This is a genomic window from Streptomyces sp. NPDC005494 (genome assembly GCF_042872025.1).
Lineage (GTDB): Bacteria > Actinomycetota > Actinomycetes > Streptomycetales > Streptomycetaceae > Streptomyces.
Genome location: NZ_JBIAJR010000002.1, coordinates 388,101 through 408,595 on the forward strand (window position 1 = coordinate 388,101; position 20,495 = coordinate 408,595).

The 20,495-nt window shown below is 70.1% G+C and carries 18 protein-coding genes; 6 read left to right on the forward strand and 12 right to left on the reverse strand.

Annotation, left to right across the window (positions count from 1 at the left end; translation table 11 throughout):
• Positions 1-124 precede the first annotated feature (124 nt).
• The 4 genes from ACFYQ6_RS07485 to ACFYQ6_RS07500 form a co-directional block, all read right to left on the reverse strand.
• Entirely contained in the window at positions 125-505 is a 381-nt protein-coding gene (locus ACFYQ6_RS07485; RefSeq protein WP_361572709.1) for a hypothetical protein, read from the reverse strand.
• Positions 506-678: 173 nt separating this feature from the next.
• On the reverse strand, positions 679-1,557 hold the full coding sequence (locus ACFYQ6_RS07490; RefSeq protein ID WP_361572707.1) for a carbohydrate ABC transporter permease: 879 nt from the start codon (positions 1,555-1,557) through the stop codon (positions 679-681).
• Complete coding sequence (locus tag ACFYQ6_RS07495) at positions 1,550-2,560, reverse strand: sugar ABC transporter permease (RefSeq protein WP_361572705.1); 1,011 nt, start codon at positions 2,558-2,560, stop codon at positions 1,550-1,552. The genes ACFYQ6_RS07490 and ACFYQ6_RS07495 overlap by 8 nt, the downstream gene beginning before the upstream one ends.
• A 10-nt stretch (positions 2,561-2,570) precedes the next feature.
• Complete coding sequence (locus ACFYQ6_RS07500; protein ID WP_388761410.1) at positions 2,571-3,884, reverse strand: ABC transporter substrate-binding protein; 1,314 nt, start codon at positions 3,882-3,884, stop codon at positions 2,571-2,573.
• 142 nt (positions 3,885-4,026) lie between these two features.
• Here ACFYQ6_RS07500 and ACFYQ6_RS07505 point away from each other — a divergent pair, with 142 nt between their 5' ends.
• From ACFYQ6_RS07505 to ACFYQ6_RS07515, 3 genes are all read left to right on the forward strand, one after another.
• Positions 4,027-5,367, forward strand: a complete 1,341-nt coding sequence (locus tag ACFYQ6_RS07505) for an ROK family transcriptional regulator (RefSeq protein ID WP_361572701.1) — start codon at positions 4,027-4,029, stop codon at positions 5,365-5,367.
• A 547-nt stretch (positions 5,368-5,914) separates the two neighbouring features.
• On the forward strand, positions 5,915-6,778 hold the full coding sequence (locus ACFYQ6_RS07510) for an alpha/beta hydrolase (protein WP_361572699.1): 864 nt from the start codon (positions 5,915-5,917) through the stop codon (positions 6,776-6,778).
• Between the two features lie 331 nt (positions 6,779-7,109).
• Positions 7,110-7,490 carry an antibiotic biosynthesis monooxygenase family protein gene (locus tag ACFYQ6_RS07515; protein WP_388761415.1) on the forward strand — a complete coding sequence of 127 codons (381 nt, stop codon included), beginning with the start codon at positions 7,110-7,112 and terminating at the stop codon, positions 7,488-7,490.
• 35 nt (positions 7,491-7,525) lie between these two features.
• Here the strand turns inward: ACFYQ6_RS07515 and ACFYQ6_RS07520 are convergent, their stop codons facing one another.
• Both ACFYQ6_RS07520 and ACFYQ6_RS07525 read right to left on the reverse strand, forming a co-directional pair.
• Complete coding sequence (locus ACFYQ6_RS07520) at positions 7,526-7,897, reverse strand: hypothetical protein (protein ID WP_361572695.1); 372 nt, start codon at positions 7,895-7,897, stop codon at positions 7,526-7,528.
• A gap of 177 nt (positions 7,898-8,074) precedes the next feature.
• The gene (locus ACFYQ6_RS07525; protein ID WP_388761418.1) at positions 8,075-9,133 is read right to left on the reverse strand and encodes a LacI family DNA-binding transcriptional regulator; all 1,059 of its coding nucleotides are present in this window, start codon (positions 9,131-9,133) and stop codon (positions 8,075-8,077) included.
• Between the two features lie 211 nt (positions 9,134-9,344).
• Between ACFYQ6_RS07525 and ACFYQ6_RS07530 the strand changes: the two genes are divergently transcribed.
• Positions 9,345-10,610 (forward strand): transglycosylase family protein, encoded by a 1,266-nt coding sequence (locus ACFYQ6_RS07530; protein ID WP_361572691.1) that lies wholly within the window; start codon positions 9,345-9,347, stop codon positions 10,608-10,610.
• A gap of 45 nt (positions 10,611-10,655) precedes the next feature.
• Here ACFYQ6_RS07530 and ACFYQ6_RS07535 read toward each other — a convergent pair whose 3' ends face one another.
• From ACFYQ6_RS07535 to ACFYQ6_RS07560, 6 genes are all read right to left on the reverse strand, one after another.
• The gene (locus ACFYQ6_RS07535) at positions 10,656-11,810 is read right to left on the reverse strand and encodes a DMT family transporter (RefSeq protein WP_361572689.1); all 1,155 of its coding nucleotides are present in this window, start codon (positions 11,808-11,810) and stop codon (positions 10,656-10,658) included.
• A gap of 235 nt (positions 11,811-12,045) precedes the next feature.
• The gene (locus ACFYQ6_RS07540; RefSeq protein ID WP_361572687.1) at positions 12,046-12,501 is read right to left on the reverse strand and encodes an ATP-binding protein; all 456 of its coding nucleotides are present in this window, start codon (positions 12,499-12,501) and stop codon (positions 12,046-12,048) included.
• A gap of 97 nt (positions 12,502-12,598) precedes the next feature.
• A complete protein-coding gene (locus ACFYQ6_RS07545) occupies positions 12,599-13,042 on the reverse strand; it encodes a response regulator (protein WP_361572685.1) in 444 nt (147 codons plus the stop codon).
• Positions 13,039-14,664: a CHASE3 domain-containing protein gene (locus ACFYQ6_RS07550; protein WP_361572683.1), complete on the reverse strand. Its 1,626-nt coding sequence runs from the start codon at positions 14,662-14,664 to the stop codon at positions 13,039-13,041. The genes ACFYQ6_RS07545 and ACFYQ6_RS07550 overlap by 4 nt, the downstream gene beginning before the upstream one ends.
• Positions 14,661-15,920: a fused response regulator/phosphatase gene (locus ACFYQ6_RS07555; RefSeq protein WP_361572681.1), complete on the reverse strand. Its 1,260-nt coding sequence runs from the start codon at positions 15,918-15,920 to the stop codon at positions 14,661-14,663. Before ACFYQ6_RS07555 ends, ACFYQ6_RS07550 begins: the two co-directional genes overlap by 4 nt.
• Before the next feature lie 117 nt (positions 15,921-16,037).
• Positions 16,038-16,934 carry an RNA polymerase sigma factor SigF gene (locus ACFYQ6_RS07560; protein WP_361572679.1) on the reverse strand — a complete coding sequence of 299 codons (897 nt, stop codon included), beginning with the start codon at positions 16,932-16,934 and terminating at the stop codon, positions 16,038-16,040.
• 249 nt (positions 16,935-17,183) lie between these two features.
• Here ACFYQ6_RS07560 and ACFYQ6_RS07565 point away from each other — a divergent pair, with 249 nt between their 5' ends.
• Positions 17,184-18,656: an MFS transporter gene (locus tag ACFYQ6_RS07565; protein WP_361572677.1), complete on the forward strand. Its 1,473-nt coding sequence runs from the start codon at positions 17,184-17,186 to the stop codon at positions 18,654-18,656.
• 142 nt (positions 18,657-18,798) lie between these two features.
• Complete coding sequence (locus ACFYQ6_RS07570; RefSeq protein ID WP_361572675.1) at positions 18,799-20,289, forward strand: SDR family NAD(P)-dependent oxidoreductase; 1,491 nt, start codon at positions 18,799-18,801, stop codon at positions 20,287-20,289.
• Positions 20,290-20,495: the final 206 nt, after the last annotated feature.

Below are 20,495 nucleotides of genomic sequence, written 5' to 3' on the forward strand. Positions count from 1 at the left end.
CCGGCCGGTCACATCCCACCCCCACCGCCGGCGCCGGTACCGGTCAGGTCTGTCTCCCGCCCGACGGGGCCTGCCCGCAACGGTCACCCGGCCCCCGGAAACGGCCTGCGTCCTCGACGCGATGTCAGAGCGGTCCCTCCGGGCCCTCGTCGCCCGAGCTCAGCTCCTCGGCCCGCAGGGCCAGATCCTGGAGCACGTCGGCGGAGCTCACGTCTCCCTGGCCGGAGTCATGGATCTGCGCGAGCGCGATGAAGGCAAGGGTGAACGCTCCGACGAGCTGTTCGACGGCGCCGCCGACCTCGCGCCCCACCAGGACGGCCATCTCCTCGACCGTGGCGTCGGAGGGGATGGCGATGTGGGGCATGGTCTCGTTCAGGAGAGTCGTCACCATGTTCCCGCCCGCGTCGGGGTCACCGCCGCCGTCGTCCTCCTCGGCGTGGCGCTGCATCTCGGCCGCTTCCGTGAGAATGCCGATCACTCGCTTGAGGACTTCGCTCTGCTCCATACGGCGAGCATAAGCGCCGGACCTCCCACGCCTCGTCGCCCTCCGTTGGTGTGCCGGACGGCGGACGCCCCGGACACCGGCGGGTGGGGCCGCCGGGCCGGGGCTCGGGCCGTGGCCCGGGGAAAGGGCTCAGGCCGCTCCACCCCGCGAGAGGGGTGCCGCCTGAATCCCGGTCACTTGACGGCTCCCGCCGTGAGGCCGGCGACGAGATAGCGCTGCAGGAGCAGGAACCCGGCGACGACCGGCACGCTGACGACGAGTGAGGCCGCCATGACCTGGTTCCAGTACACGTCGTTCTGGGTGGCGTAACCCTGCAGGCCGACCGCCAGGGTGCGGGTGGCGTCGTTCGTCATCACGGAGGCGAACATCACCTCGCCCCAGGCCGTCATGAACGCGTAGACGGAGACGGCGACGATCCCCGGCACCGCCGCCGGTACGACGACCCTGAACAGGGCACGGACCGGGCCGCAGCCGTCCACCATGGCGGCCTCGTCCAGGTCCCTCGGGATGGAGTCGAAGTAGCCGATCAGCATCCAGATGGAGAACGGAAGCGAGAACGTCAGATAGGTGAGGATCAGTCCGCCCCGCGAGCCGTACAGGGCCAGGCCGGTGCTGTTGCCGATGTTGACGAAGATCAGGAACAGCGGGAGGAGGAAGAGGATGCCCGGGAACATCTGGGTGGAGAGGACCGTGACGGTGAAGACCCGCTTGCCGCGGAAGGCGTAGCGGCTCACGGCGTACGCCGAGAACACCGCGATGATCACGGACAGGACGGTCGCCGCCCCGGACACGATCAGGGAGTTGACGAAGTACCTGGCGAGCGGGACGGTCTCCCAGATGTCGAAGTACGGCTGGACCGTCAGCTCGTCCGGGAGCCAGTGGAACTCCCCCGACACGTCCTGGAGTGGTTTCAGGGAGCTGCTGATCATCACGTACACCGGCAGCAGCACGAAGCCCGCGAGGAGTGTCAGGACGACGCGGCGGGTCCAGAGGAAGGACCGTGGCGCCGCCATGGGGGACCGGACGGTGCGCGCGGCGGTGCGGCTAGGCATGCGAGCCCTTCCTTCCGCGTGAGGTGAGGAACAGGTAGACGGCCGTCACGACGAGGAGGAAGAGCAGCAGCAGCACCGACATCGCGGAGCCGGTGCCGAAGTTCCAGGTGACGAACGACGACTGGTAGATGTGGATCGATATGAGGTCCGCGCTCGCGGGAGCCGCCTTCCCGAACAACACGTACGGCGTGTTGAAGTCGTTGAACGTCCACAGGAACAGGACGAGCACCAGGACCTGGTTGACGGGCCGGAGCGAGGGCATCGTGATCCTGCGGATCTGCTGCCAGACGCCCGCGCCGTCGATCGAGGCGGCCTCGTACAGCTCGCGCGGGATGTTCTGCAGGCCTGCCATCAGCATGAGGAAGGCGAAGGGCCATCCCTTCCAGACGGAGACGATGATCAGCGCGTAGATGCTGTTGTCGCCGATCAGCCAGAAGGACGGCTCGTCGGTGAGCCCCAGCTGGTCGTGCAGGACGTGATTGATCATCCCGTTGTCCCGCTGGAACATGAACGCCCAGGTGATGACCGCCGCGTAGACCGGCAGGGCGTACGGGACGAGGAAGACGGCCCGCAGGAACCCCCGCCCCCGGAAGCTCTCCTGGAGCATGATCGCCGCGGCGACGCCGAAGAGCCATGCGAGACCGACGGCAAAGAAGGTGAACGCACAGGTGACGAAGAAGGACTGGAGCAGGGCCTCACCGATCGGCGCGTCGAAGTCGATGGCGACCCTGTAGTTGTCCAGGCCGGTCCAGGGAGCGGCGCCCCAGTTGCTGATGAAGAACTGGGTCAGCCGGCGGAAGCTCATCACGATGCCGACGACCATCGGAATCACATGGATGAGGAGTTCGAGCAGGACGGCGGGGAGGAGCAGGAGATAGGGCAGTCCGCCGCGGCGGATCCGGTCGGGGATGCGCGGCAGTCGCCCGCGCGCATCCCCGCTGCCCCGGTTCGTACCCCTGGTCGACTTGTCGACCAGGTGGTCCGTGGTGACGGTGGCGGTCATGGAGAGGGCCTCACTGCTGCATCGTCTGCTGGGCCTTTTCCAGGCGCGCCTTGACTGATTCGGTGGTGACGGGGGTACCTGCCGCCGCGTCGGCGAACAGCTCCTTGACGGCGGTGCCCACCGCCGTCTCGAACTGCGACTCGTTCGGCACCTGGGGGAGCGGCGCGGCACTGGTGGCGAGCGTGTCGCGCAGGACCTTCAGCTCCGGGGCGGCGAAGGCGGGATCGGACTGGGCGGCCTTGACCGGCGGGATCGACCCGTAGGTCTTGCAGAGGATCCTCTGCTCCTCGTCGCTCGTCATGAACTTCACGAACTTCTTGGCGCCGTCGATGTTCTTGGTGTTCTTGAACACCGCCATGTTGATGCCGGCCACCATGGAGTTCGTCTGCTTGCCCTCGCCCGGGGCGCCGGCCGGGACGGGGACGGGTGCCACGCCCCACTCCTCCGGCTTCATGCCCTGGGCGGCGAACGTGGTGGCGGCGGCCTGCCACAGCACCATGGCCGTCCTGCCCTTGGCGAAGTCCGTCAGCGACTGGTTCTGCGCGTACTCGGCGTTGCCCGGGGCGATGATCTTGTCCTTGGCCATGAAGTCGATGTACTGCTTCACGGCCGCGACGGCACCGTCCGAGGTGAAATCGGCCTTGCCCTGCTCGTCGAAGAAGTCCGCGCCGTGCTGCTGCCCCAGGACGAACGTCTGGTGGATGTTGTTGGAGAGGTTGGAGCCCTCGGCGCCCAGGGCCCACTTTCCGTCCTTGGAGAGCTTCTTGCCGGACTCGACGAGCTCGTCCCACGTGGTGGGGGGAGCGGTGACGCCGGCGTCGGCGAACATCTTCTTGTTGTAGTAGAGGGCGTACGACAGGGAGTAGAGCGGCACCGCGGCGGGGGGCTCGCCTTCCTTGCCCGCGGAGGCGACAGCCGATTCGAGGAAGCGGTCCCTGCCGCCGATCGCCTCGAAGTTCTCGTCGTCCCAGGGGAGCAGCGCGCCGGTGGCCTGGAGCGACGCGGACCAGGTGTTGCCGATGTTGAGAACGTCCGGGCCCTGACCGGACGTGGTCGCGGCGAGGATCCGGTTCAGCAGGTCGGCCCAGGGCACGACCTCCAGCTTCACCTTGATCCCGGTCTCCTTCTCGAACTTCTTGAGTTCGGGCGTGAGGATCTTCTTGTCCGCCTCGATGCTCGGGCCCTGGTTGGACGCCCAGTAGGTGAGGGTCTTCGGCGACTCGTTGCTCCCGCCGGCCGACGACGTGCCACCGCCGCAGCCTGAGACTCCAACGGCTACCGAGACGGCGAGGGTGACTGCTGCTGCGGCTCTGAGGTGACGCATGAAAGGTGGCCCCTTTCCGGGGAGGGCGGCGTTCGGGATCCGAACGGGCGCCTTCACTTAATTTAGGTTGTGATTTAAGAGGTGAAGAAAGTGCCCGTCAAGTGCCGGGACCGGGGTATGTTGCCGGAGGGAAGGGAGCAACATGGCTGAGCGCAGCAGACGGACCGTGCGTGACCTGCGAAGGGGCAACCGGGCACGGGTATTGCAACGGTTGTATTTCGACGGGCCGTTGAGCCGTCAGGAGCTGGGCCCCGCGACGGGGCTGAGCTCAGGATCCATCAGCAACGTGGTCGCCGAGCTGGTCTCGGAGGGTCTGGTGGAGGAGGCGGGGATCGTCGACTCCGACGGGGGCCGCCCCCGCACCCTGCTCCGGATCGCCTCGGGCGGAGGGCTGTTCGTGGGCATCGACATCGGTGAGACCCGGGTCCGCGTCGAGCTGTTCGACCTCTCACTGGCGGAGCTCACGCGTACCGACCGCCTGCTGGCGCAGCACGGATACGACGTCGAGCGCATCGTCGGCCATGTCCGCTCCGGCGTTTCCGACGTCCTGCGGGACGCGGGGGCCGACCCCCGGATGCTGCTCGGTATCGGGATCGGGGTGCCCGGCATCATCGAGCGCGACGCACCGGAGGCCAGGGGCGGACCCGGCGCGGTGGTGCACGGCCAGACCATCGGCTGGAGCGCCGTCCCCTTCGAGCGGCTCCTCCGGGAGGCCGTGGACGTCCCGCCGGAGGTGCCGTTCTTCATCGACAACGGTGCGAAGACACTGGGCCGCGCCGAGATGTGGTTCGGCGGCGGCCGGGGGGCCGACGCGGCCGCGGTCGCGCTGATCGGTTCCGGAGTCGGCGCGAGCGTCAACCGGGGGGACATACTCGACGAGGACCTCTCGAACGCGGCGCTGGAGTGGGGCCACACCACGGTGCAGCTGAGAGGCCGCCGGTGCCGTTGCGGCTCCATCGGCTGCCTGGAGGCGTACGCCGGCGCGGAGGCCATGCGTGAGCGCTGGCAGGAGGCAGGCGGCCCCCTGCCGGCGGACGCCGACGACGAACGCGCCCTCGCCGCACTGCTCGCCGCCGCCTACCCCGGCCCCGGCGGGGGAGCCCCGGACCCGGTGGCGGTCTCGATCCTGGACGAGACGGCGGAGTGCCTGGGCGCGGCGCTCGCCGACCTGGTCAACCTCTTCCTGCCCGAACGCATCCTCCTCGGCGGCTGGGCGGGCCTGCTCATAGGCCCCCATCTCCTCCCGGAGATCCGCCGGTACGCCCAGGAGTACGCCCTGCGTCACGCGGTCGCCCGCACCACGATCGATCTGGGACACCTGGGACCGGACGCCGTCACCGTCGGCGCCGCGACGTTGCCGCTGGCCGACTTCCTGGCCCGCGGTGGCACACGCCCCGCGGGGACACCGCTACCGGCCGGGGGAGCGGCATCCACGGCCAAGGAACGGACGACACCGAGCCGCAGCCGCGCCACGACGGGCTGAGCGGCGCCGGGCGGGCCCGGTGGCATCGAAGGGCGACCGTCGGTCGAGCCGGAAAGTCGGCGACCTGGCAGCCGGCGGCAACTGCCGGTCTCCGGCCTTCGGCCTTCACCGCCGGACAGGCCGCTGACACCCCCGCCTTCGAGCCGGTGATGGCCGCCCTTCGCGTCCCGCGGGCCACGGGGCGCCCCCGCACCCGCCCCGACATGTCGCGGCCAGGCGCCGACAGCGACGGCACGGCGGTCCGTCCGTCGAAGCCAGGGCCTTGGGAACCTGGTCGGCGAAGTGCACAAGCGGAAGTCGTCATTCGCGTAGCGCGGATGATCTTCGCTGACTACGGTGGGCCACCGGATGACGGGCGTGCCCGCTCATCCCACGACCACGCGCTCGGCCGTCGACGCATGCCATGCACGGGAACGCCTCTGCGGCGGGGATGGCGTGCCACCGGGCGACGGCACGTTCCGCAGCCCCGGCCGTCAGACGGTTCGTGTCGCCGGGACCGGAGACGCGCGCCGCCGGACACCGCAGAGGCCAGAATGTGAGCAGACAGATGCAACCGACGTTCGTCCTGGTTCATGGGGCTTTCGCAAACTCCTTCTCCTTCGCGCCGCTCCAAGCCGAACTCGGCCTCCTCGGACATCGCTCCGCTGCTGTCGATCTTCCGGGGCACGGATTCGCGGCGACGTACCCGCGCGCCTACCAGGCGCCGCAGGATCTCGAAGGGCTTGCCACCGCACCCGGGGCCATCAAGGGCGTCACGCTCGCCGACAACGCCACGCACCTCATCGGGATACTGGAACGGGCCAAGCGCAACGGGCCCGTCATCCTCGTCTCGCACAGCCGGGGCGGCATGACGGCCACCGTTGCGGCCAATCGGCGGCCCGACCTGATCGACCACATCGTCTACGTCTCCGCCTGGTGCCCCGTCGACCTCGACGTCGGTGCCTACTACGCCGAGCCCGAGATGGCCACGGTCGACGCCACGGGGCTGGCCTCCGCGATGGTCGGGAACCCTGCCGAGCTCGGACTGCTGCGCTCCAACTTCCGCACCGCCGACCCTGGCGTCCTCGCGGCCTTCAAGGCGGCATTCCTCGCCGACGGGACGGACGAGGAGTTCATGGTCTTCCTCAACACCTTCCAGCCCGACGAGAACCTCGACGCCGGCACACCCGATGACCGGGCACAGGCCGACACCTGGGGGCGGATTCCCAAGACGTACGTCCGGCTGGCCGAGGACACCAGCGTCCCCCTCGCCATGCAGGACCGGATGATCCGCGAGGGCGACGCGCTGACGCCGGAGAACCCGTACGACGTCCGAACGCTCCCCAGCAGTCATCTGAAGTGGTTGGTCGACCCGGCACCGGCAGCCCGGATTCTGGGTGAGGTCGCCGAGCTCCTGCCTGCCCGCCCATGAGGGGAACCGGCTGGTAGCGAAGGCCCCGAACTGCCCGAGCGCGCCGATGGTTCTGCCTTCGCGGCCGTGCCCTTCCCGTACCGGTCCCTGCCGGAGCCCGAGGCCGTCCGCCGCTCGAACCCCCCTACGGGCGGGCGGCGTTGCGGCCGAAGGCCTCCTCGTCGGTACGGCTGTACCGCCCGACGGCTGCGCCTCGGGCCGCGACGGCTGCTCCTGGGTTCCTCGACCACCGATACGGCCGTCTCCTGGGCGGCCGAACCTGACCGGCACCGTGGCCGCCTGTCAACCGAAACGCTGGATCGTTGTGTCCGCCCCGCCTTACGGTGATGCCATGAACGATCACTCGGAAGCGCCTGTCGCGCCCGTGGGAGCCTTCGCGCCTCCTTACTACGCGGTCGTCTTCACCGCCGTGCGGACACAGCACCAGCACGGCTACGGCGAGACCGACGCGCGCGTGGAGGACCTGGTGAAGGACGTCCCCGGCTATCTGGGGATGGACCACGCGCAGACCCCTGGCGGGCTGGGCATCACGGTCGGCTACTTCCGCGACGAGGACGCCCTGACGAGGTGGCGGACCGACGTCGAGCACCGCGCGGCTCAGGAGCGCGGGCGGGCCGAGTGGTACGAGCACTACACGCTGCACGTGGCAAAAGTGGAACGGAGCCACGCGTTCACGCGGGCGGAGAACGCGCAGAGCCCGACGACAGGCTGACCGGCCGAGTCCAGCCGTCACACCGCAGCCAGTCCCTACCGGGTCAGTGTCTCGAAGCCGGAGTCCGCGCAGTAGTCCACGAGTCGCCCTTCCGCCTCCGAGTCGTTGTCGTGCATCGCCGCCGACGTGGCCTCACCCAGGGACCGGCCCCCGCCCACGGTCTCCTCCTGGACCGGGCGCATGGCGATGAAGGCGTCCTCGGCGAGCGCCCCGACCTCGTCGAACTCCGAGGCGTCCGGCGGGTCCGCTTCCGCCGCGTTCCGGGCCTTCTGCCACGTCCCCAACTGCGCGCAGTAGTTCTCCCGCTGCTCGGTGAGCCGTTGCTGGTCCGCGGCGTCGGACCCGGAGGAACATCCCGCCGTCAGCACCGCCAGTACGACGAGGGCCGGAAAGACCGCCTTGCGCATGAGTACCACTTCCGTCCGGCCTGAACCGCGCCCGTTCGCCCCTGTCACCTGCGACTCCGCGAGGAGGATACCGGTGCGTGGCACCTCGGCCGCCGCGGCGGTCGTCGGCGGGCGGCGTTGTCACGGGGGAACGCGGCGGTGGAGCGCGCTCCCGCGGAACGGCCACCACTCCGGCACTCAGGCGGAGTGCCGTACCACCAGCAGCGGTTCGAAGATGACGGACGTCGCCGGGCGGTCGGGCGCGGCCGGCCGGTCCAGCAGAAGGCGGCACATCTCCGCCGCCATGTCCTCCACCGGCTGGCGCACCGTCGTGAGTGGGGGCCGGCAGGCCGAGGCGGCGCTGCTGTCGTCGAAGCCGATCACGGCAACGTCCTCCGGCACCCGCCTGCCGTGTTCCCGCAGCACGTGGCAAGCGCCCACGGCCATCAGGTCGTTCGCCGCGAACACCCCGTCCAGGCTGGGATGCCCGGCCAGCAGCCGCTCCATCGCCGCCTCGCCGCTCTCCTGGGTGAACACCCCCTCGGCGACGGGGACATCGCTCTGTCCGCGCCGCGCCATCGCGTCCAGGAACCCGTCGAGACGCTCCTGGCCCGCCGGTAGGTCCAGCGGCCCGCTGATGGTGGCGACCTGCCGGCAGCCGCGTGCCGCCAGATGCGCGGCTGCCAGCCGGGCACCCTCACGGTGGTCCAGATCGACGTAACTGATCCGCGCGGGCCGCCCGGGGCGGGCGTACAGGACCGCGGGCAGTCCGGCGTCCGTGACCAGCCCGGGCAGCGGGTCCCGCGCGTGCGTCGAGACGATCAGGGCTCCGTCGGCGCTGCCCTGCCGCAGGTACGACACCACCTCGTCCCGGGCCCGTGAGGTCTCGGCGAACATCAGCACCGGGTGCATCCCGCGCGGACGCAGGTAGTTGACCACCCCGGTCACCACGCGGCCGAAGAACGGGTCGGCGAACACCTGCGCGGTGAAGGAGCCCTCGTCCGCGTCCGCTTCGACTCCTGCTCCCGACACCACCAGGGCGATGGTCTCCGTACGCCGGGTGACGAGGGAGCGGGCCGCCCGGTTGGGGGCGTATCCGGTGACCGAGACCGCCTGTCGTACGGCTTCCTGGATCGCCGGGTCGACGTTGCGCACCCCGTTGACGACCCGCGAGACCGTGGCACGGGAGACACCGGCCGCTCTCGCCACGTCCTCCAGGGTGGGGGTCGCGCCGGCCGGGCGCGGAGCATCCGTCATGGGCGCATTTATAGCATCAGCCCGGCGCCGGGATAGAGCGCTCTCCCAAGGTGGCCGAAGCTGGTCGGCGGGGGAGCGAGGGCCCGGATCCCGGGGGTGGTGCGCCGGGGCGCACGGGCGGCGAGCGACGAATGTTCACTTGTCACCACCCGTCGTATGCCCATAAGTTGGCCGCTTGCGACGTGTCCTACAGCAGTGGGGGAGCCACATCATGGCCGCGAACGGACGGCACCGCAGATATCAGCCCAGCCGCATCAACCGTGCCTCGCTCACGGTGACGGCGGGAGGTGCGGGCCTCGCGCTCCCGCTCCTCACCGCCGCCTCGGCGGGCGCCGCATCGACGGATGTGTGGGAGAAGGTCGCCGCCTGCGAGTCGACCGGGAACTGGCACATCAACACGGGTAACGGCTACTACGGGGGCCTGCAGTTCACCAGGTCGACCTGGGCCGCCTACGGAGGCACGGCATACGCCGCGCGGGCCGATCTGGCGACCAAGGACCAGCAGATCGCCGTCGCCGAGAAGGTGCTCGACGGGCAGGGCCCGGGAGCCTGGCCGACGTGCTCCGTACGGGCGGGTCTGAAGCAGGGGGCTGAGGCGCCCGGGGCCGACCCGCAGACGAAGCGCCGGGCCGCCGCCGAGACCGGGCAGGGGAAGACGCCGCAGTCCGGCCCGTCCAAGAAGACCGCCGCCGGGGCCGGGGCGGCGAAGGCCTCGCCGACGGCGGTGCCCGGTGAGCGCGAGTCGTACACCGTCGCGCGTGGGGACTCCCTCTCCGGTATCGCCACCGCCGAGCGGGTCCAGGGCGGCTGGCAGCGGCTGTACGCGGCCAACCGGACGGTGGTGGGCGCCGACCCCGACCTCATCCTGCCCGGGCAGCGGCTGTCCCTGGACGTGGCGAACGCCCCCGTGGCGGCGCCGAAGCCCGCGACCGCGGCGCCGAAGCCGAAACAGAAGAGCGCGCAGAAGGCAGCCCCCCAGGCCGCGCCGAAGGCGGTTCCCGAAGCCGCGCCGAAAACGGCCCGCCAGCCCGCGAAGCCCGCGGCCCGGGGCGACAAGAAGACGTCCAAGGCGAGCACCGGACTCACCGCCCCGGTCGCGGCCCGCACGGGGACCCCGTACCACCAGGCGGGATCATGGTCCAGCGGCTACCACACCGGCGTCGACTTCCCGGTACCCACCGGCACGTCGGTGAAGGCCGTGGCATCGGGAAAGGTCGTCTCGGCCGGCTGGGCGGGTGCCTACGGCTACGAGGTCGTCATCCGGCACGGGGACGGCAGGTACAGCCAGTACGCGCACCTCTCCTCGCTCCATGTGCGCGAGGGCCAGCAGGTCGGCAGCGGCCAGCGGATCGCCCGCTCGGGATCCACCGGCAACAGCACCGGCCCGCACCTGCACTTCGAGATCCGCACCGGCCCCGGGTACGGCTCCGACATCGACCCGCTGGCCTACCTCAGGGCGGGCGGAGTCAGCCTCTGACCTGCGGCCTGCCTCAGGGCGCGGAGTCAGCCTCTGACCGCCGGCCTACCTCAGGGCGGGCGGAGTCAGGGTCTGCACCGCGCCGGCAGGCCCTAAGTCACCCCGGCGGGCGGACCCGGACACGGGCCGGGAGTCGCCGAACTCCACGCGGCCGCTCCCGTGGTCCAACGGCAGGGTCAGCGGCAGCGAGAGCGCCGTGGGGGCGGGAAACTGATCGGGGAGGGCGGCCCGCGGCGGCGCACCGGGCTTCGCCGGCTCGGGCAGCACCACGACGCCGTCCGTGTGACCGTCCGCCTCACCGTCCCCAGGCGCGTCGTCGCCGGAGCCTTCGGGGGCGCCCTGCCCGGCCCCGGAGTCCTCGGGCTCCCGCTGCTCCGCCCCCACCCGCTCCGTGGTCAGCAGCACCAGACCCGCTGCCGCGAGCGCGCCGCAGGCGATGGCGAGCAGCGTGCCCGTCATGCCGTAGCGGAACTGCTCCCCGAACATCGTGAGGCCCACCGCGGCCGCGACGACCGGGTTGACCACCGTGACCGTCGCGAGGGGGGCCGCGAGACCCGCGCCGCGGTAGGCGGCCTGGGAGAGCAGGAGCCCGGCCGCGGCGAGCGCGGCGATCACCAGCAGGGTCGGCAGCCCCGACTTCACCGCGCCGGAGGTCCACTCCACGGCGACGGTCTTCGTGAACACCGACGCCATGCCAAAGGCGACACCGGCGCCGGTGGCCAGCACCACGCTGCGCAGCATCGGCCGGTGGAGTCCCTTCGCGACGACGAGCAGCGCCACCACCGCGCCGAAGGTCCCCGTCGCGAGCATCAGCTGCTCAGGCCCGGCCAGCGTGTGCGATCCGGCGTTCCCCGTCAGCGCCAGCAGCCCGGCCAGTCCGACCGTTGCCATCACCGCGCCGCGCCAGGCGGTACGCCCCGCCCGGCGCCGGACGAAGACGGCCGCCATCGGCAGCGCGAACACGATCGTCAGGGCACCCAGGGGCTGTACCAGGCTCAGAGGTCCGTACGCCAGCGCCACCACGTGGAGCAGTGCCCCCACTCCGTTGAGCGCCACAGCCACCCACCAGGCGCCGTTGCGCAGCGGAGCGTACGGACGGCTGTCGCCGGCCGCCGCCACGCGCTCCTGGACGATCGCGCCGGCCGCGTACGCGACGGCTGAGACCAGCGACAGGAGCACGGAAAGCACGAGGGAACTCATGTACACCACGATGTCTCGTCGGAGCGGCCACGTCGTCGTCCTTGAGACGGCGATTCGGCCTACTGCTCCGGTAGTACGTCCATCACTCCCGGGTCCTCCTCTCGACGGTAGTCCTCCTCGCCCGAGAGCTCAGAAGTTCGCCCAGGAGGTCACGCCGCGCCACCGAGCAGTGGCGCAAAGTACGCGAAAGCGACCCGTGCCGGACATGTCTCCGGAACGGGCCTCAGATGGTGACTCAGGTGCTGAGCTGGAACTCGGCACGGATGCGCTTGCCGACGGGCACCCGCTCCGCCGTGACCCGGTCGCAGAGCGCGACGACGATCTCCATGCCGTGGCCGCCGAGACGCGCCGGGTCGGGGGAGTAGAGCACCGGCAGCGCCGTGCTGCTGTCGTACACCGTCACGCTGACGTGCCGGGCGTCGCCTTCCAGCTCCAGCAGGTAGGGACCGTGGCTGTAGCGGTCCGCGTTCGTGACGAGTTCGCTGACGGCCAGCATCAGATCGCTGCGGGTGTGGACACCGAGGACGGCCAGCCACTCCGCCGCGAGCCTCGTGAGGAAGCGGTCGGCGAGGGCGCGGGCCTGCGCGATACAACCGGGCTCTCCGTCGAACACCTCCGCGGCGTGCAGAACCTCCGTGGAGGGAGACCCCTGACAGGGGTGGTCCGGCCGTGAGGTGGCCTGTTCGTTCATGTGCTCCAGCCAGGGCGCGCAGGGGAGGTCGTCGACCTCTTATCGCCGTTCGTCTACCCGCGTCGAGAGATCTCACTCCGGCGAATGTCCTGAGATCTTACGCGCGCGGCGGCAGCCGGACCACGCTCACGAAGAAGTCGTCGATCTGGCGCACCGCGCCGATGAACTGCTCCAGGTCGACCGGCTTGGTGACATAGGCGTTGGCGTGCAGTTTGTAGCTCCGCAGGATGTCCTCCTCGGCGGAGGACGTGGTGAGGACCACGACCGGGATCAGCGCAAGCTCAGGATCGGTCTTGATCTTCTCGAGCACCTGCCTGCCGTCGTACCTGGGCAGGTTCAGGTCGAGGAGCACCAGATCCGGACGCGGCGCGTCGGCGTACCCGCCCTGGCGGTAGAGGAAGTCCAGCGCCTCCTGGCCGTCGCGCACCACGTGGAGCGTGTTGCGGATCTTGTTGTCCTCGAACGCCTCGCGGGTCATCAGCTCGTCACCGGGATCGTCCTCGACCAGCAGGACCTCGATGGGCTTTACGGCGTCGTTCACGGGGTGTCTCCCGACCGGGGGGTGAGCGGGGCGGGGGCGAGCAGCTCCGCGGTGGTGTGCGTGGGTGCCTCAGGAAGGACAGGCAGGGTGAAGTGTATGAGTGTGCCCTCGGCGGGTTCCGGGTCCAGCCAGATCCGGCCACCGTGGAACTCGACGATCTTACGGCACAGCGAGAGCCCGATCCCGGTGCCCTCGTACTCGTCGCGGGCGTGCAGGCGCTGGAAGATGACGAAGACCTTGTCGGCGAACTCCGGCGCGATCCCGATGCCGTTGTCGGCGACCGTCAGATGCCAGTCCTCACCCTCCCGGACACACCCGACCGTGATCCGGCACGGAACGTCCGTCCTGCGGAACTTGACCGCGTTCCCGACGAGGTTCTGCCAGACCATGGTGAGCGACGTCGAGTCACCGAGGAGCTCGGGGAGCGGGTCCTCGCGCACCACGGTGGCCCCGGACTCCTCCACGGCCAGCGTGAGGTTGGACAGCGCGCGGTCCAGCGCTCCGCCGAGGTCGACGGGCTTCCAGCTCTGCTGCACCCGTCCCACCCGGGAGAAGGTCAGCAGGTCGTTGATGAGTACCTGCATCCGCTTGGCACCGTCGACCGCGAAGTCGATGTACTGCCTTCCGCGCTCGTCCAGCTGCGTCCCGTAGCGCTTCTCCAGGAGCTGGCAGAAGGAGGCGACCTTCCGCAGCGGCTCCTGGAGGTCGTGCGAGGCCACGTACGCGAACTGCTCAAGCTCGGAGTTGGACCGGCGCAGTTCCGCCGTCTGCTCCGCGAGCAAGGTCTCGCGCTCCTGCGACTCGGCCAGTTCCGCGACCAGGCGCCGGCGCATGTCCTCCGCCGCCGCGGCGACCGCCCTGACGTCCGAAGGGCCGCGGACCGCGATCTTGCTGGTGAAGGCGCCTGACCTGACCCTGTTCGACGCCGCGGTCAGGGCCGCCAGCGGCCGGCCGACCACGCGGTGGAACAGCACGCTGAGCGACACGACGGCCAGCACGAAGCCGACCACCAGGGCGAGGAGCACGCGGTCGCGCGTGACGCGCGCGTCGTCGAGTTCCGCACGGGCATGGTCACGCGCGTCGTCCAGATGACTCTGCTGGACCGTGTAGAGCGCACGCAGCGCGTCGAACTCCTGCTTGCTCCGCAGGATCGGTGCGGACGACGCCGCCGTCGGCCCGCTCGCCCGCACGGTGGCGATCAGCGGTTCGGCCCGCAGGGTGCGCCACTGCTGGGCGGCCTTCTCGATCCTGTCCAGATCGGTGGCGTACGGCTCCTCGCCCCCGACCAGTTGCCGCACCCGGGCCAGCCGCTCCGCCTCGGCCCGCCCGCCGGCCCGGTAGGGCTCGAGGAAGGTGGTGTCACCGGTGAGGGCGTATCCCCGGACCCCGGTCTCCTGGTCCAGCAGCGAGTTCTGCAGCTGGAAGGAGGAGGAGCGGGCCGGCTGGATGCGGTCGACCAGGTCCGTCGTCCGGTCGGAGATCCGGGAGAGGACGAGTCCCCCCACGACCAGGCATCCGCAGACCACCAGCACGAAGCCGGCGAGGATCAGGTGGACCCAGTTCTGCACCGACAGGCGGGCTATCGGCCCCTGGCTCGTTTCGGTTGTTTCCCGTGTGCTCATGATTCCGGCCTCCAGCCGAGATGGAGTACGGCCACGTCGTCGGCGAGCCCGCCGTAAGGCGACGCGCTCTCGGTGGCCTCGGCGACCAGGGCGTCCACGAAGGCGCGGGGCTCCAGCGCACCGTACTTGCCCGCCATGGCCAGCAGCCCCTCCTCGCCCAGCCGGGACCGGGGACCCGTACGCCCCTCGAAGAGACCGTCGGTGAACAGGACCAGCTCGGTGCCCGGGCGGAGTTCCAGCTCGGTGACCGTCCAGCGGCCGAGGCCGGGCAGCAGGCCCAGTGCCATGCCCGTGTCCGGCTCCTCCCAGCTGACGTCCGTGCCGTGCCGCATCAGGAGCCCCGGGTGGCCGGCACGCCCGACGAACACCTTGTCCCGGCTCGGCGGGAAGACCAGCGTGGTCAGGGTGGCGAACACGTGAGGGTCGGACCGCTCCGCGACGAGGATGCCTTCCAGCAGGCCGATCTTCTCCCGCTGGGAGACACCGGTCAGCACGGCCGTACGCCAGGCGACCCGCAGGCACACCCCCAGCGCCGCTTCCGCGGCCCCGTGCCCCGACACGTCGCCGATCACCGCGTGCACCGCACCGTCGGCCGTCTGCACCACGTCGTAGAAGTCGCCGCTCAGCAGTCCGTGGGCACGGCCCGCCTCGTAGCGCGCGGCCACCCGGAAGCTGTCGTCCAGGAGCAGCGGAATGGGCAGCAGAGCGCGCTCCAGACGGGCGTTCTCCTGGGCGATCAGCTGGCTGGTCCGCATGGCGGCCGCCGACCGCTCGGCGTGCTTGCGCTGGAGGGCGTAACGGACCGCGCGCCCGAGGACCTCGGGGTCGATACGGCCCTTGACGAGATAGTCCTGGGCGCCCTGCGCCACCGCGGACAGGCCGGTCTCGGACTCGGCCAGACCGGTCAGCACGATGACCGCGGCATCCGGCGCGGACGCCACGAGCTGACGGACCGCGTCGAGGCCGTTCACGTCGGGCAGGTGCAGATCCAGTAGGACACAGACGGGCGTACGGCACTCCAGCAGGAACCGCCGGGCCTCGGCCAGCGTCTTGCACCACGTCAGTGGGGCGTCGAGCTCACTGTCCGTGAGCATCTCCTCGACGAGGAGTGCGTCCCCCGCGTCGTCCTCGACCAGGAGAAGGGCAGCGCCGACTTCCCAGACGGACGCGTCGTCAGCGGCGACGACGCGCTGCTGTTCCGGGATCGCGCCGGGCGCTCTCACCAGCGCAGAGGTGTTCAACGGCGACTCTGTCACTTTCCACCCCCTCCGACGGACGGCACGGGGCATCCGCTGCCGTTTCGGCAGGAAGCATATGCGACTGATGCCCGGCGCTCGGCCGGGCATCAGGGATTCAGGGGGTGCGGGGCGCGATCACGCCTCGACGCACATGCCCGCACGAAGGCGCTGCACGATCCGGCTGAGCAGGCGCGACACGTGCATCTGGGAAACACCCAGCTCAGCGCCGATCTGAGCCTGAGTCATCTCCTGTCCGAAACGCATCCTGACGATCTTCCGCTCACGGTCGTCCAGCTGCCGCAGCAGCGGTGCCAGGGCGTGCAGGTTCTCGACGGTCTCCATCGCCGGGTCGTCCTCGCCCAGCACATCGGCGTAGGTGCGCTGGTCGCCGCCCGACTCGCTGTCCGCGCTCGGGGTGTCCAGCGAGCCCGCCGAGTAGCCGTTGGCCGCGACGAGACCCTCGATGATCTCCTCCTCGGGGAGATCCAGATGCGCCGCGAGCTCGGCGACCGTCGGGTCGCGGTCGAGATCCGCCGACAGCTTCTCCTTGGCCTTGGCCAGCTCGACCCGCAGCTCCTGCAGGCGGCGCGGCACGTGCACGGACCAGGTCGTGTCACGGAAGAAGCGCTTGATCTCGCCGACGATGTACGGCACGGCGAATGTGGCGAACTCGACCTCGCGCGACAGGTCGAACCGGTCGATCGCCTTGATCAGGCCGATCGTCCCCACCTGGATGATGTCCTCGGTGTCGTCCCCGCCCCGGTTGCGGAACCGGGACGCGGCGAAGCGCACGAGGGAGAGATTCATCTCGATCAGGGTGTTACGCGCGTACTGGTACTCGTGCGTGCCCTCCTCCAGGTCCTGGAGGCGGTCGAAGAACAGCTTCGACATCGCCCGGGCATCCTGCGGGGCGACCTTGCCGGCGTCCTCGATCCACGGGAGCGCGGCCGTGTCGGAACCCGTGCCCGCCTCGTCGCACCGCGTGGCAGCCGTGCCGATCGCTTCCGTGGTTCGCACTGACATGGCCGTCATGGTGTCGCCCTCCCTGGAGTCCTGTGTGGTGACGAGCGCTTGCCCCGGTATCCGGAAGGTATGCCACCGAATTCCTGGAAATTTTTCCGAGGGCGCCGAGCGAGAGCGAGTGCCACCGGCGGATGTAACGATTCGTGTCGGTTCGGGCGGAAATTCAACGCCTCCCGGAAACCGAGGTGTGAGTCGCGCCGCATTCCGGGCACCTGTGGTGTTCCCGGAGCAGCGGGGCAGAGAAAAGAGGAGCGGCTCATGAGCGGAACCGGCCCGGCGGGCCGTCCGGCCGACAGGACCGTCACCACCAGGATCCCGGCACGGCTGGACCGGCTGCCCTGGTCGCGCTGGCACTGGATGATCGTGATCGGGCTGGGGACCGTCTGGATCCTGGACGGTCTCGAGGTCACCGTCGTCGGCAACATCGCCAGCCGCCTGTCCGAGGACGGCAGCGGCCTGGCCATCACCGACGCCCAGGTCACCGGCATCGCAGCCGCGCTGTACGTGGCGGGAGCCTGCTCGGGCGCGCTGTTCTTCGGATGGCTCACCGACCGCTACGGGCGCAAGAAGCTCTTCCTGATCACCCTGGCCGTGTATCTGGCGGCGACCGCGCTCACGGCGATCTCCTTCTCGGCGTGGTGGTTCTTCCTCTTCCGCTTCCTGACGGGCTTCGGGATCGGCGGGGAGTACGCGGCGATCAACTCGGCCATCGACGAGCTGATCCCCAGCAAGTACCGGGGCCGCGTCGACCTCATCATCAACGGCAGCTTCTGGCTCGGCGCGGTTGCCGGTTCCCTGCTCTCCGTCCTCGCGCTGAACACCGACATCTTTCCCAAGGACATCGGCTGGCGGCTCACGTTCGCACTGGGCGTGGTCCTCGGGCTCGTGATCCTCCTGGTGCGCCGCCATGTGCCGGAGAGCCCTCGCTGGATGTTCATCCACGGACACGACGAAGCCGCCGAGAAGCTCGTCGACGGGGTGGAACGAGAGGTGGAGGCGGAGACGGGGAGGAGCCTGCCTCCGGCCGAGCCCGCCATCACCGTGCGGCAGCGCAAGGGCATCGGGTTCGGGCTGATCGCCAGGACCGTGTTCCGGTCCTATCCCAAGCGGGCCGTCCTCGGGATCGCCCTCTTCATCGGCCAGGCGTTCCTCTACAACGCCATCACCTTCGGCTTCGGCTCGATCCTGGTGAAGTTCTTCGACGTCTCCAGTGGCGCCACCGGCTACTACTTCGCCGTCATCGCCTTCTGCAACTTCCTGGGACCGCTCCTCCTGGGCCGCCTCTTCGACACGGTGGGACGCAAACCGATGATCGCGGGGACGTACATCCTCTCCGGCCTGCTCCTCTTCGGCACCGCCTGGCTCTTCGGTGCCGGGGCCCTGACGGCCGTCACGATGACGGCCTGCTGGTGCCTGGTCCTCTTCGTCGCCTCCGCCGGGGCCAGCTCCGCCTACCTGACGGTGAGCGAGATCTTCCCCATGGAGACCCGGGCGATGGCGATCGCGTTCTTCTACGCCGTCGGTACGGCGGCGGGAGGCATCACCGGTCCGCTGGTCTTCGCGGACCTGACCGCGAGCGGGGTGGTCGGCGAAACCGTCCTGGCGTTCTGCATCGGAGCCGCCCTCATGGTGGCCGCCGGCCTGGTCGCCTGCTTCTTCGCGGTGGCGGCCGAGCAGAAGTCCCTGGAGGACATCGCGACCCCCCTGTCGGTCAGCGGGGACCGGGAATGACATCCGAACGGAGCAACGCCCGACTCATGGCAGACTTGACCGGGGCATTCGGCCCGTGAGTGCCTGCCCTCGCCGGCCCCGGCCGGATCACTCCCCACCGAAGCCGAGAGCGGCATGAGTGACGAGTGACAGAGGAACGGCAATGACGGTGACAGAGGACAGCCCGGAGTTCGCTCCCGGTATCGACGAGTTCGGTCCCGGAATCGACCCGGAGCGGCTGGCCGTCTGCCTCAGCGTGCTCGACGAGCTCGACAGCATCGAGGTCGACCACCCCGACGCCATTGCCGTACGCCGGGCGACCGCGGGCATCTACCGCACCGTGAAGCAGCGCCGCCGCCAGGAGCGCCGCGCCGCCAAGACCGCGCACGACAAGGCCGTCACCGAAGCCACCGCGACCGGATCGGCCGAGCGGATCGACGACGAGACGCAGGGCGTCCTCCCGTCCTCCTCCGCCACCGCCGAGATCGCCGGCGTCCTCCGGCGCCCGAGGTCCTGCTACGTCTGCAAGACCCGGTACGTCGAGGTGGACGCCTTCTACCACCAGCTCTGCCGCGATTGCGCCACGGAGAACCGCGAGCGGCGTGACGCGCGCACCGATCTCACCGGACGCCGCGCCCTGCTCACCGGCGGCCGCGCCAAGATCGGCATGTACATCGCGCTGCGACTGCTGCGTGACGGCGCGCACACCACCATCACCACCCGCTTCCCCAACGACGCGATCCGCCGGTTCAAGGCCATGCCGGACAGCGATGACTGGATCCACCGCCTGAAGATCGTCGGTATCGACCTGCGTGACCCCGCCCAGGTCGTCGCGCTCGCCGACTCGGTTGCCGCCGAGGGCCCGCTGGACATCCTCATCAACAATGCCGCTCAGACGGTCCGCCGTTCCCCGCAGGCCTACAGCGAACTGCTCAGCGCCGAGTCCGCCCCGCTGCCCGCCGGCGAACTCCCCGCGGCCCAGGTGATCGGTACGTTCGGCAGCGGCACGGTCGACCGCGTGGCCGCGCTGCCCGCCGCACGCAAGGAGGGGGAGGGGCTGAGCGCACAGGACGTGACGGACCTCGCCCTGGTCACCGGCTCCGCCTCGCCGGCCCGTATCGCGGCCGGCACCGCGATCGACGCGGGCGGACTCGTTCCCGACCTCCACGACACGAACAGCTGGATCCAGACCGTGGAGGAGGTCGAGCCCATCGAGCTCCTCGAGGTCCAGCTCTGCAACTCCACCGCGCCCTTCATCCTGATCAGCCGGCTCCGTCCGGCGATGGCCAGGACGGAGGCGAAGCGCGCCTACGTGGTGAACGTCTCCGCGATGGAAGGCGTGTTCGGCCGCGGCTACAAGGGGGCGGGACACCCGCACACCAACATGGCCAAGGCGGCGCTGAACATGCTGACCCGCACCAGCGCGCAGGAGATGTTCGAGAAGGACCGCATCCTGATGACGGCCGTGGACACCGGCTGGATCACCGACGAGCGGCCGCACCCCGACAAGATGCGCCTCGCGGAGGAGGGTTTTCACGCCCCGCTCGACCTCGTCGACGGCGCGGCCCGGGTCTACGACCCGATCGTGCGTGGCGAGGCGGGCGAAGAGCTGTACGGCTGCTTCCTGAAGGACTACGCGCCCGCAGGCTGGTGACCTCGAACCCCTGACGCCGCTCCAGCATCTTCCGCGGCACCCGTTTCTTCCGAACCACCTGCCACCTGCGTCAACAGGCGGCACGGCGGCGGCCCGTCATCACAGGGCCGCCGCCGTTCTGTTGGCTGAAAGTGACCCAGGCCACACGTTCTGTCGAGCGCGACGGCGCTCATTTGGTTAGGCTGAGGTGAACGGACGCCACCAAG